Origin of the sequence: Streptomyces sp. NPDC021622 (assembly GCF_040640795.1) — a bacterium.
GTDB lineage: Bacteria > Actinomycetota > Actinomycetes > Streptomycetales > Streptomycetaceae > Streptomyces.
Genome location: NZ_JBFACK010000008.1, coordinates 230722 through 243425 on the forward strand (window position 1 = coordinate 230722; position 12704 = coordinate 243425).

The 12704-nt window shown below is 69.7% G+C and carries 10 protein-coding genes and 1 riboswitch; all 10 genes read left to right on the forward strand.

All coding sequences use genetic code 11. The features are described from left to right. The first annotated feature begins 4 nt into the window (after nt 1–4). The 10 genes from AB0G47_RS18350 (at nt 5) to AB0G47_RS18395 (ending at nt 12689) form a co-directional block, all read left to right on the forward strand. On the forward strand, nt 5–2011 hold the full coding sequence (locus tag AB0G47_RS18350; protein ID WP_360770547.1) for a sel1 repeat family protein: 2007 nt from the start codon (nt 5–7) through the stop codon (nt 2009–2011). A gap of 16 nt (nt 2012–2027) precedes the next feature. Further along, a complete protein-coding gene (locus tag AB0G47_RS18355) occupies nt 2028–3308 on the forward strand; it encodes a cytochrome P450 (RefSeq protein ID WP_360770550.1) in 1281 nt (426 codons plus the stop codon). 161 nt (nt 3309–3469) lie between these two features. Next, nucleotides 3470–4495, forward strand: coding sequence for a transglycosylase family protein (locus AB0G47_RS18360; RefSeq protein ID WP_360770553.1), 1026 nt, complete (start codon nt 3470–3472; stop codon nt 4493–4495). Between the two features lie 193 nt (nt 4496–4688). Beyond that, a riboswitch (cyclic di-AMP (ydaO/yuaA leader) is annotated at nt 4689–4882 on the forward strand. A gap of 3 nt (nt 4883–4885) precedes the next feature. Then, nucleotides 4886–5605: a transglycosylase family protein gene (locus AB0G47_RS18365; RefSeq protein ID WP_360770555.1), complete on the forward strand. Its 720-nt coding sequence runs from the start codon at nt 4886–4888 to the stop codon at nt 5603–5605. A gap of 336 nt (nt 5606–5941) precedes the next feature. Beyond that, nucleotides 5942–7222 (forward strand): phosphopyruvate hydratase, encoded by a 1281-nt coding sequence (gene eno, locus AB0G47_RS18370; RefSeq protein WP_360770558.1) that lies wholly within the window; start codon nt 5942–5944, stop codon nt 7220–7222. A gap of 90 nt (nt 7223–7312) precedes the next feature. Further along, nucleotides 7313–7789, forward strand: coding sequence for a septum formation initiator family protein (locus tag AB0G47_RS18375; RefSeq protein ID WP_360770561.1), 477 nt, complete (start codon nt 7313–7315; stop codon nt 7787–7789). A 22-nt stretch (nt 7790–7811) separates the two neighbouring features. Further along, the gene (locus tag AB0G47_RS18380) at nt 7812–8339 is read left to right on the forward strand and encodes a DUF501 domain-containing protein (RefSeq protein ID WP_266866079.1); all 528 of its coding nucleotides are present in this window, start codon (nt 7812–7814) and stop codon (nt 8337–8339) included. 88 nt (nt 8340–8427) lie between these two features. Next, the gene (locus AB0G47_RS18385) at nt 8428–9354 is read left to right on the forward strand and encodes a Ppx/GppA phosphatase family protein (RefSeq protein ID WP_360770564.1); all 927 of its coding nucleotides are present in this window, start codon (nt 8428–8430) and stop codon (nt 9352–9354) included. Nucleotides 9355–9752: 398 nt separating this feature from the next. Beyond that, entirely contained in the window at nt 9753–11153 is a 1401-nt protein-coding gene (locus AB0G47_RS18390; RefSeq protein ID WP_266866083.1) for an NAD(P)/FAD-dependent oxidoreductase, read from the forward strand. Between the two features lie 231 nt (nt 11154–11384). Next, on the forward strand, nt 11385–12689 hold the full coding sequence (locus AB0G47_RS18395) for a cyclopropane-fatty-acyl-phospholipid synthase family protein (protein ID WP_360770567.1): 1305 nt from the start codon (nt 11385–11387) through the stop codon (nt 12687–12689). Nucleotides 12690–12704 lie beyond the last annotated feature (15 nt).

Here is a 12704-nt window from a genome sequence, read left to right on the forward strand (position 1 = left end):
TTGCGTGGAACCGGAGTTGGAGGAACTGGCGGCTTCGGGGCGGCGGGCGATCATCGACGCGATGGGCTCCGATCGCTGGGAAGTGGTGCGGGCGCGCTTCACGTTGTTGTTCCAGATGGCGGGGCGCGTGGCCTGGGAGTCGAGGCTGACCGAGTCCAGAGCCGAGCGGCTCGACGGGGACAGGACGACAGCGGCTCGGGTCTCGCTGGAATGGCGCGTCCGGCTGAGCCGCCTCATGCGAGAACAGCCGGAGACGATCCCTGAAGTCCAGGCGATCGTGGCCGAGTTCAGGCTGGAGCCGGACCATGGGCGTGGCCTCTCCACTTGCCCGGACGGCCACCTTCCGAGGGACGCCGACTGGTGCGAGGTCTGCGAACAGCGGATGGTCGAAGCCTCGCCGCCCGTCTCTGGGCCCTCGCTCGTCCGCAACGCCGTGTCCGCTGAATTCGTCTCCGGCGGCCTTGTCCAGTCCGGTTCCCTCGGTGCGGTCACCCTTCACCACCATGCCGCATCGCAGGACCACATCGACTTCAGCAGGGGGAACTTCAGCGCCCCGGCCATCGGCGTGCAGCACAACCATTACGGCACCCCGCGGGCCCACGCCCTCGCGGACAGCTGGCCCCGCGCCGACCAGCTGCGGCGGACCGCGCTGGGCGTGCGGCCCGTGCGCCGGTTCGGCGACGAGTCCGCCCTGCCGCCGTACGTCGCCCGGGACTGCGACGACGAGCTGAACACCCTGATCCCGGGCGCACTGGAGGGGGGCGGCCTGGTCGTGGTCACGGGGGAGCCGCTGTCGGGCAAGACGATGACGGCGGCCTGGGCGCTGCTCCACCGGAGCGTCGGCGACGGCGCCCGGGTCCACACCCCGCACCCCGGGACGGACCTGCGCGACATCCCGGCCCAGCTGCAGGGCCGCGACCGCACACAGACGTATGTGGTGTGGCTCGACGACCTGGAGGGCCACCTCGGTGAACACGGCCTGACCGCGGGCCTCCTCGCCCAACTCGCCCACGAGGGCGTGCTCGTCCTCGCCACGATGAGCGACGAGGCGTACGACATCCACCGCTTCGGCGGCGGCCCGGCGTCCCGCGTCCTGAGCGGCGCGGGCACGGTCCAGCTGAACTCCCGCTGGAGCGAACCGGAGCTGGCGCGGCTCGCGGAGGCAGCTGACCCGCGCCTCGTGGACGCCGCGCGGTGGCGCGGAGAACGGGGCGTCACCGAGTACTTGGCGGTCGGCCCGGAGCTGTGGGACGAGTGGCGCAGGGCGGCCCGCAGGAATCCGCTGGGGCACCTCCTCGTGCGCGCCGCGATCGATCTCGCGCGGTGCGGGCTCACCCGGGGCGTCACACCGAAGCTGCTGAGCCAGGTCCAGGAGGAGTACGGCCTTGAGGCGGCCGACGCCGGCAGCGAGAGCCTCGAGGAGGCGCTCGCCTGGGCCACCGAGCCCCGGCACGGAGTGACCGGACTGCTCGTACCGGGCGAGTGGCCGGGCACCTGGCGGGCGTACGGCTCCCTGATCGCGGACACGGCCCGCTCACCCGGGACGGGGCCGGTGCCGGACAAGGTGTGGGTCCGTGCGTACCGCGATCTTCAGCCCCACGACGTGGCCGAACTGGACGGCTTTGTGGCCGCCTTCCGGCTGACCCTCACCCCCCAGGCCGCGAACGGGGACGCCCCCGCCATGGGGTGGCTCGGCCTCCTTGCCGAGGACGAAGGCGACACGGCGGCCGCCGAGGACTGGTACCGCAAGGCCGCGGATCTCGGAAGCACCCGCGCCGCCGGTGCGCTGGGCCGCCTCCTGGCCATCCGCGTCGCCTACGCGGAAGCGGTTCCTCATCTCACGGCCGCCGCCGACGCGGGCGAGCCCGGGACGGCCGCCCTCCTCGGGCAGGTCCACCAGCACCTCGCGGTCCACTACTTCCGCATCGCCAAGGCCGACGGCGACCCCATGGCCGGACAACGCCTCAAAGGCCTCCTCCGCCCGACCGGCCAGGAGCCGGGCCCTGCCTAGGGATACCGTCGACCCCATGCACGACCAGCCGCCCGCCGCCTGCCCCGCAGGAGCCGCCGCCCCGCAGCCGGAACTCTTCACCTGGGAGTTCGCCACCGACCCGTACCCCGCCTACGCCTGGCTGCGTGAGAACTCACCCGTGCACCGGACCGCGCTGCCCAGTGGCGTGGAGGCCTGGCTGGTCACCCGGTACGTCGATGCCAAGCAGGCCCTCGCCGATCAGCGGCTCAGCAAGAATCCGGCACATCACGACGAACCCGCCCACGCCAAGAGCAAGACCGGCATCCCGGGCGAGCGCAGCGCCAATCTGATGACGCATCTGCTCAACATCGACCCGCCGGACCACACCCGGCTCCGCCGCCTCGTGTCGAAGGCCTTCACCCCCCGCCGCGTCGCCGAGTTCGCGCCCCGCGTGCAGGAGCTGACCGACCACCTCATCGACCGGTTCGCGGAGAAGGGGGAGGCCGACCTCATTCACGACTTCGCCTTTCCTCTCCCCATCTACGCCATTTGCGATCTGCTCGGCGTCCCGCGCGAGGACCAGGACGACTTCCGTGACTGGGCGGGCATGATGATCCGGCACGGCGGCGGCCCGCGCGGCGGCGTCGCGCGCTCCGTGAAGAAGATGCGGGGCTATCTCGCCGAACTCATCCACCGCAAGCGCCTCGAACCGGGCGACGACCTCATTTCGGGGCTCATCCGCGCCTCCGACCACGGCGAGCACCTCACCGAGAACGAGGCCGCCGCAATGGCCTTCATTCTCCTCTTCGCCGGTTTTGAGACCACCGTCAATCTCATCGGGAACGGGACCTACGCGCTCCTCACCCACCCCGAGCAGCGCGAGCGCCTCCAGGAGTCCCTCAAGGGAGGGGACATGGGGCTCCTTGAGACCGGCATCGAGGAACTCCTCCGTTTCGACGGGCCCGTGGAGCTGGCCACCTGGCGGTTCGCCACCGAGCCGTTGACCATCGGCGGGCAGGACATCGCGCAGGGCGACCCCGTTCTCGTCGTACTCGCAGCCGCCGACCGTGACCCGGAGCGGTTCGAGGACCCCGACACGCTCGACCTCTCCCGGCGCGACAACCAGCACCTCGGATACGGGCACGGCATTCACTATTGCCTCGGCGCACCCCTCGCCCGGCTCGAAGGTCAGGCCGCCCTCGCGACCCTGCTACGCCGCCTCCCTGACCTGCGCCTCGCGGCGGAACCGGGTGATTTGCGCTGGCGAGGCGGGCTCATCATGCGCGGACTGCGCACGCTGCCGGTGGAGTTCACACCCGCACAGAAGCGCACCTGAGACACCCTTGAGCTGACGGTGCGTCAAGACTGTGACTTTCACGTGATCTCCGCTGCATCGACTTGTAACAACTGTTCGACTGCGGCTACGTTCACCGACGACTCGGCATCCGCTGTCGCAGCAGCCGCAGTCGCCTCTGCAGTCTTCTGAAAGGCACTTGCATGCTCTCCGGTAATGGTCGTCACCGACGCCCCCGCCAAGCCCCGGCCCTCATCGTCGCGGCAGGTGTCACCGGATCAGCCATCGCGATCCCGCTGCTCGGCGCCACCAGCGCGAGCGCCGCGGACACCGCCACCTGGGACAAGCTCGCGGAGTGCGAGAGCGGCGGCTCCTGGAGCCTGGACCCGGGCAACGGCTACTACGGCGGACTCCAGATGTCCCAGGAGACCTGGGAGCAGTACGGCGGTCTCGACTACGCCCCCTACGCCGACCAGGCCAGCCGTTCGCAGCAGATAGCCGTCGCCGAGACGGTCCTGGCCGACCAGGGTCCCGGCGCCTGGCCCAGCTGCGGAGTGATCGCCGGACTCAGCAAGGATGACGCCCCCGCCGACGTCGACCCGGGCGCTCCGATCACCTCCGTGCCCTCGGACGAGCCGACCGACACGAGCGGGTCCGGCGACGCGGGCGAGTCGGGTGACTCGGGCGACTCGGCCGAACCCTCGGAGAAGCCGTCTGAGGAGCCCTCCGAGGAGCCGACCGAAAAGCCCTCGGAGAAGCCGACCGAAGAGCCTTCGGGGAAGCCGTCCGAGAAGCCCTCCGAAAAGGCCGACTCCGGCGACGAATCCCGAGACAAGAATCACGACGAGTCGGGCGACTCCGGTAGTGATTCGGACAAGTCCGGGCAGAACGATTCCACTTCGCCCGCCCCGAACTCCCCGAACTCCACCCCCTCCACCGGCGCGGGCGAAGGCTCCGGCCGGCACCGCGGCGACAGCGCGGACGACGGGCAGGCCAAGAACGGCGACCGCGACGGCTCGGGGCGGCACGCGTCGCGCGGCGACGACCGCGCGAAGGACGGCGCCGACGGGACGTACACGGTCCGCTCCGGAGACAACCTCTGGACCATCGCCGACGACCTCGGCGTGCAGGGCGGATGGAGCGCGCTCTACGCCGAGAACAAGAAGTCCCTCGGAACCGACCCCGACCTCATCCTCCCCGGTCAGAGCCTCGATTTGGGCGAAAAGTAAGGGAAGTTGACGAAGAGTCGGGCAGTCGCTTCGCGCTGAATGTCTGGTTTGGCGTAAGTGAGAGATGGGTCTCAGAAGCCCTGATCGTCTTTGAAATTCGGCGGATCGCATGACTACGGTCGTGACCGCTCGCCACAGCGGGCCCCGCCGGTCGGTACGCCTAGTCCTGCCAACGGCCGTTCGGGAACAGTCGTCGCGTCAAGCGCCGTAGGCAGGAGCGGGGGACCCAAGGTTTCCGCCGGGCCCGGCCGCACAGCAGCAGAACGAAGAAGCTGCCGAGCGGAGTTGGGACCGGCTAGGGGTTAAGTCGCGCTCGAGAAGCGCGGCCGGGCAACTTCATCGGCCCGAACCCGACAGCTCACCTCGTAGGCGTCGGTGAGGGGATCACTCATGCTGTTTTCCAGCAAGGGCAAGCACCGTCGTCCGTCCAAGGCCACCCGCGTCGCCACGCTCGCCGGCGTCACCGGTGTCGCGGTCGCTGCCCCGCTGATGGCCGCCGGCTCGGCCTCCGCCGCCACCGGTTCCGAGTGGGACTCCGTCGCCCAGTGCGAGGCCGGCGGCAACTGGTCCATCAACACCGGCAACGGCTACTACGGCGGCCTGCAGTTCTCGGCCTCCACCTGGGCCGCATACGGCGGCACGAAGTACGCGGCCACCGCCGACCAGGCCTCCAAGGCCCAGCAGATAGAGATCGGCGAGAAGGTTCTCGCGGGTCAGGGCAAGGGTGCCTGGCCGAGCTGTGGCGTGGGCCTCTCGGGCGCCGCGTACAGCGGTGGCGGCGCCGAGGAGAGCGCGCCGCAGCAGCAGCCGGCCGAGCAGCCGCAGAGCCAGCCGAGCGCCCAGACCGAGGCGCCGAAGCAGGAGGCCGCCCCGAAGCAGGCCGCCCCGGCCGCCCCGAAGGCCGAGTCCAAGAAGACCGTCGAGACCCCGACCGGCAAGAAGGTCAAGAAGGGCGACGGCGAGTACAAGGTCAAGAAGGGTGACACCCTCTCCAAGATCGCCGAGGAGAAGGACGTCAAGGGCGGCTGGCACAAGGTGTACAAGCTCAACGGCGACATCATCGACAACGCCGACATGATCTACCCGGGTCAGCAGCTGCACCTCAGCTAATTCTGGCGGGGGCGCCTCGCTGGTCCTTATGACTGCGGGTGCGTCGTGGCTTGTCGCGCCCACGCGGCGGAGCCGCACATGTCACAGCCCCGCGCCCCTTCGGGCGCTACCCCCCCGGCTGCTGAGGGGGGGACCCCCGTCCCCACGGGCTCCCTGCCCCGGTGCGCGTATCCCCCGTACGCACCGGGGCGGGGCTTTGTTTTGTTCGGAAACTTTTTGCTCTCGGTTTGTCCACAGGGCGGTCGCTCGGCTGGCTCTTGTCCGGGAGCCGGTTAGGCTCGTGTCCGCGAGGCCAACGCCCCGCGTACCCGCGTCACATCCCAGAAGGAGATGCTCGTGCCGTCCATCGACGTCGTCGTAGCCCGGGAAATCCTGGACTCCCGAGGCAACCCCACGGTCGAGGTCGAGGTCGGCCTCGACGACGGCAGCACGGGTCGTGCCGCCGTTCCGTCCGGTGCGTCCACCGGTGCTTTCGAGGCCATCGAACTCCGTGACGGTGACCCCAACCGTTACCAGGGCAAGGGCGTGGAGAAGGCCGTCCTCGCCGTCATCGAGCAGATCGGCCCGGAGCTCGTCGGGTACGACGCCACCGAGCAGCGCCTGATCGACCAGGCCATGTTCGACCTGGACGCCACCGACAACAAGGGCTCGCTCGGCGCCAACGCCATCCTCGGCGTCTCCCTCGCCGTCGCGCACGCCGCATCCGAGGCCAGCGACCTGCCGCTGTTCCGCTACCTCGGTGGCCCGAACGCGCACCTGCTGCCCGTCCCGATGATGAACATCCTGAACGGCGGGTCGCACGCCGACTCGAACGTCGACATCCAGGAGTTCATGATCGCGCCGATCGGCGCCGAGTCCTTCTCCGAGGCCCTGCGCTGGGGCACCGAGGTCTACCACACCCTCAAGAAGGTCCTGAAGAGCAAGGGCCTGGCCACCGGCCTCGGCGACGAGGGCGGCTTCGCCCCGAACCTGGACTCCAACCGCGCCGCCCTCGACCTCATCCTCGAGGCCATCAAGGAGGCCGGTTACACCCCCGGCGAGCAGATCGCGCTCGCCCTCGACGTCGCCGCGTCCGAGTTCTACAAGGACGGCAAGTACGAGTTCGAGGGCAAGTCCCGCTCGGCCGCCGAGATGACCGAGTACTACGAGGAGCTCGTCGCCGCGTACCCGCTGGTCTCCATCGAGGACCCGCTGTTCGAGGACGACTGGGCCGGCTGGAACGTCATCACCGAGAAGCTCGGCGAGAAGGTCCAGCTCGTGGGCGACGACCTGTTCGTCACCAACCCGGAGCGCCTGGCCCGCGGCATCGAGGAGAAGTCCGCGAACGCCCTGCTGGTCAAGGTCAACCAGATCGGCTCGCTGACCGAGACGCTCGACGCCGTCGAGATGGCCCAGCGCAACGGCTTCAAGTGCATGATGTCCCACCGCTCCGGCGAGACCGAGGACGTCACCATCGCCGACCTGGCCGTCGCCACCAACTGCGGCCAGATCAAGACCGGCGCCCCGGCCCGCTCCGAGCGCGTCGCCAAGTACAACCAGCTCCTGCGCATCGAGGAGATCCTGGACGACGCGGCGGTCTACGCCGGCCGTTCGGCGTTCCCCCGCTTCAAGGGCTGAGCCGTAGTCACGCTGTAGATACGTACGTCCCCGTACTCGGTCCCGTACCGTGTGCGGGGACGTACGCGCGTGTGAACGGGAGGCGGGGACATGGCCGTGAAGGACCGGGACCGGTTCTCCACCGCGACCAGGCTGCGGCTGCTCGGCGAGCAGACCGCGGAGCGCGTCTACCGCTCCCAGACCAAGCGCCAGGCCCGCCGCTCCCGGCTCACCGGCCGGGCGGCCCTCCTCGCTCTTGTGCTCTGCTCCCTCATCGTCGCGCTCGCGTACCCGATAAGGCAGTACGTCTCCCAGCGCGCCGAGATCGCCGATCAGCGCCGGGAGCAGGCCGAGCGCCGCGAGAACGTCGAGAAGCTGAAGGACGAGAAGGCGCGCTGGCGTGACGACGCGTACGCGGAGCAGCGCATCCGGGACCGGCTGCACTACGTGATGCCGGGCGAGACCGGGTTCACGGTGATCGACCCCGCGGCGACGGAGAACCGCCGCGCCGACCAGGGGGCGGCCACGCGCCCCTGGTACTCGAACGTATGGGACGGCGTCGACAAGGCCGACCGCCCCGACGACTGACCCAAGGACACGAAAGACAGGCATGGAAACGCCCCCGCCGACCACCCCGCGCACCGAGCCCACCGACGCCGACGTCGAGGCCTTCAAGCAGCAGCTCGGCCGCCCGCCGCGCGGCCTGCGGGCCATCGCACACCGCTGCCCGTGCGGGCAGCCGGACGTCGTCGAGACGGCGCCGCGCCTGCCGGACGGGACGCCGTTCCCGACGACGTACTACCTGACGTGCCCGCGCGCCGCGTCCGCGATCGGCACGCTGGAAGCGAACGGCGTCATGAAGGAGATGTCGGAACGCCTCAAGACGGACCCCGAGCTGGCCGCCGCGTACCGCGCGGCGCACGAGGACTACATCGCGCGCCGTGACGCCATCGAGGTCCTGGAGGGCTTCCCGAGCGCGGGCGGCATGCCGGACCGCGTGAAGTGCCTGCACGTCCTGGTCGGCCACTCCCTGGCCGCGGGCCCCGGAGTGAACCCCCTGGGCGACGAGGCCATCGCGATGCTCCCGGAGTGGTGGCGCAAGGGCGCGTGCGTTTCGACGACCGAGGAACAGGGCTGACCCCGCCGCCGCTTCGCGGCGGGCTTGCTCCCCACCCACCCGCCCTTCTTCGGGGGCTGAGCCCCCATCCCGTGACAGGAGAGCGCGCATGACCCGCGTCGCCGCGATTGACTGCGGTACCAACTCCATCCGTCTGCTCGTCGCAGACGCCGACCCCGCGACCGGCGAACTGGTCGACCTGGACCGGCGGATGACCATCGTCCGCCTGGGCCAGGGCGTGGACAAGACGGGCCGCCTCGCCCCCGAGGCACTGGACCGCACCTTCGCGGCCTGCCACGAGTACGCCGAGGTGATCAAGCGCCACGGAGCGGAGCGCCTCCGCTTCGTCGCGACCTCCGCATCCCGCGACGCCGAGAACCGCGACGACTTCGTACGCGGAGTCCTGGACATCCTCGGCGTCGAGCCGGAGGTCATCAGCGGCGACCAGGAGGCCGAGTTCTCCTTCACGGGGGCGACCAAGGAGCTGACCGGCACCGACCACCTAGCCAAGCCCTACCTCGTCGTCGACATCGGCGGCGGCTCCACGGAGTTCGTGGTCGGCGAGGACCACGCCCGCGCCGCCCGCTCCGTCGACATCGGCTGCGTACGCCTGACGGAACGGCACATCCGCAGCGACCCGCCGGCGCCCGCCGAGCTCGACGCCGTCCGCGCCGACATCGAGGCCGCGCTCGACCTCGCGGAGCAGACGGTCCCGATCCGCGAGGCCCGCACCCTGGTCGGCCTCGCGGGGTCCGTCACCACCGTGGCGGCCATCGCGCTCGGCCTCGACGCGTACGACTCCGCGGCGATCCACCACTCCCGTGTCTCGTACGAGCAGGTCGCCGAGATCGTCGGGCGGCTCGCCGGGTCGACGCACGACGAGCGCGCCGCGATCCCGGTGATGCACCCGGGCCGCGTCGACGTGATCGTTTCGGGCGCTCTCGTGCTGTTGGCGATCATGGACCGGACGGGGGCCAGGGAGGTCGTCGTCAGTGAGCACGACATCCTCGACGGGATCGGATGGTCCCTCGCGTGAGCGGTTCCGGCGGCGTCTGAGCGCCTGGTGAGGGGCCCGGAGGGCCCCTCGGCGACGTCCTGTCGGGAAACTTCGTGAAGTTCTTCACAAGGAATTGGCCTCGGTTGGGCAAGGTTCTTGGGTTCTGAGCCCTTGAATGTGCCCGTCGAGGACCTCTTGACCCGTGACAGTGAAGGTTCGGGAGCGTGTCCGGAGTGTGAAGCGGCCGCCTGGTCCACTGTGCGGAATGGGCCAGAGTGGCAGCTCACAAGGGGTGCAGAACGTCTCGAGTGGAGGCGTGGTTCCCCTGGGGGGCTATGGCCTGCGTCACGTGGGCGGCGAAGTGTAGCAGAGGGTGCACCCATGCTTGTGAAGGGGCGCACGAGCGACCCCTGTCGGGCAGGTGGATACTCGATGGCATGAGCACCACGGAGCGTCCCAGGATCCTCGTAGTAGGCGGTGGGTACGTAGGCCTGTACGCAGCTCGGCGCATCCTCAAGAAGATGCGCTACGGAGAGGCGACCGTCACGGTCGTCGACCCCCGGTCGTACATGACCTACCAGCCCTTCCTCCCCGAAGCCGCAGCCGGCAGCATTTCGCCTCGGCACGTCGTCGTCCCGCTGCGACGCGTGCTGCCCAAGGCGGAAGTTCTGACCGGCCGGGTCACCACCATCGACCAGGACCGCAAGGTCGCCACGATCGCCCCCCTCGTGGGCGAGGCGTACGAGCTGCCTTTCGACTACCTGGTCATCGCGATGGGCGCGGTCTCCCGCACCTTCCCGATCCCCGGCCTCGCCGAGCAGGGCATCGGCATGAAGGGCATCGAGGAGGCCATCGGCCTGCGCAACCACGTCCTCGAGCAGCTCGACAAGGCTGACTCCACGACGGACGAGGAGGTCCGCCGCAAGGCGCTGACCTTCGTCTTCGTCGGCGGTGGCTTCGCGGGCGCGGAGACCATCGGTGAGGTCGAGGACATGGCACGCGACGCGGCCAAGTACTACACCAGCGTGAAGCGCGAGGACATGCGCTTCATCCTGGTCGACGCCGCCGACAAGATCCTTCCCGAGGTCGGCCCGAAGCTGGGTCAGTACGGCAAGGAGCACCTGGAGGGCCGTGGGGTCGAGGTCTACCTCTCCACCTCCATGGACTCCTGCGTCGACGGCCACGTGGTGCTCAAGAACGGCCTCGAGGTCGACTCCAACACCATCGTGTGGACCGCCGGTGTGAAGCCGAACCCGGCGCTCGCCCGCTTCGGCCTGCCCCTTGGCCCGCGCGGCCACGTGGACGCCGAGCCGACCCTCCAGGTCAAGGGCACGGACTACATCTGGACCGCGGGCGACAACGCCCAGGTGCCGGACCTCGTGGGCCGCAAGGCCGGCAACGAGAACGCCTGGTGCCCGCCGAACGCCCAGCACGCGCTGCGTCAGGCGAAGGTCCTCGGCGACAACGTGATCTCCGGCATGCGGGGCTTCCCGCAGAAGGAGTACAGCCACGCCAACAAGGGTGCGGTCGCCGGTCTCGGCCTGCACAAGGGCGTCGCGATGATCGTCATGGGCAAGGTGAAGATCAAGCTCAAGGGCCGTCTCGCCTGGTACATGCACCGTGGCTACCACGGCATGGCCATGCCGACCTTCAACCGCAAGATCCGCGTCCTCGCCGACTGGACTCTCGCGGTCTTCCTCAAGCGCGAGGTCGTCTCGCTCGGCGCCATGGAGACGCCGCGCGAGGAGTTCTACGAGGCCGCCAAGCCCGCGCCGAAGCCCGCCGCTGCCGCGGAGGCTCCGGTCGCCAAGGCCGAGGAGAAGGCCAAGGCCTCCTGACCTGCGGTCATTGATCAACCCCGAAGGGGTCGCCCGCCATCCGTGGTGCGGGCGGCCCCTTCGGCATTTCCGTGACCGTCTTTTCCGCGACCTCATGCATGGCCGTCATGTGTGGCGGTTACATGTATTTTGCCGATCCGTAACGCCGCAACGGGACTGCGCGAGCGCTCCGTTGGTGTTTACGTGGTGTTGAACCTATCCGGGATATCCCGAATCACGGAGGTGTGCACCATGCCAAGCGCCGCACCGCGGCTGAAGAAGCTTGCCGAACAGTTGCTGGGAGCCCCGCTCCCCGTACGTATTCGTGCCTGGGATGGTTCGGAAGCGGGCCCGCCGGGTGCGCCCGCCCTCGTCGTGCGCAGCCGCAGGGCCCTGCGCCACCTGATGTGGAAGCCGGGCGAACTGGGTCTGGCCCGCGCCTGGGTGGCCGGGGACCTGGACGTCGAAGGAGATCTGTACGCCGCGCTCGACGCGCTCGCCGAGTTCATCTGGGAGCGCGCCGACGACGCCAAGAGCCTCAGGGAGTCCCTGCGCGACCCCGAGTTCCGCGCCGCCGCCCGCTCGCTGATCGCCCTGGCCGCGCCGTTCCTGCCGCCGTCCCCGCCGCAGGAGGAGATGCGCAGGCGCGGCCGGCTCCATCTGCACACCAAGGGCAGCGACCGCCAGGCCATCAGCCACCACTACGACGTGGGCAACGACTTCTACGAGCTGGTGCTCGGCCCCTCGATGGTCTACTCGTGCGCATACTGGGGGGCCGATGAAGAGGAAGCCTCCACCCTGGAGGACGCCCAGCGCGACAAGCTGGAGCTCATCGCCCGCAAGCTCGCCCTCAAGCCCGGGATGCGGCTGCTCGACGTCGGCTGCGGCTGGGGCTCGATGGCGATCCACGCGGCCCGCGAGCACGGCGCCACCGTCGTCGGCGTCACGCTCTCCCAGGAGCAGGCCGCGTACGCAAGGAAGCGCATCGCGGAGGAGGGCCTGACCGACAAGGTCGAGATCCGCGTCCAGGACTACCGCGATGTGCGCGACGGCCCGTACGACGCCATCTCCTCCATCGGTATGGCCGAACACGTCGGCTCCGAGCGCTACTTGGAGTACGCACGCGATCTGCACGCCCTCCTCAAATCGGGCGGACGGCTGCTCAACCACCAGATCGCGCGGCGCCCGCAGGCCGACGAGTCGGCGTACTCGGTGGACGAGTTCATTGACGCGTACGTCTTCCCTGACGGTGAGTTGGCGCCCCTGGGAACCACCGTCGGGCTTCTTGAGCGGGCCGGGTTCGAGGTGCGCGATGTTGAGGCCATCCGCGAGCACTATGCCCTCACCCTGCGGCGGTGGGTCGCCAATCTTGAGGCTCATTGGAAGGAGGGGCAGCGGTTGACCTCGCCGGGGCGTGCGCGGATTTGGCGGCTCTACATGGCCGCCTCCGCCCTTGCCTTTGAGCGGAATCGGATCGGCGTCAATCAGGTGCTGGCGGTGAAGACCCCGGAGGTTGGCACCTCCGGGATGCCTCTGCGGGCCCGCGACTGGCGGTAGGCGCTTTTCGTCTGC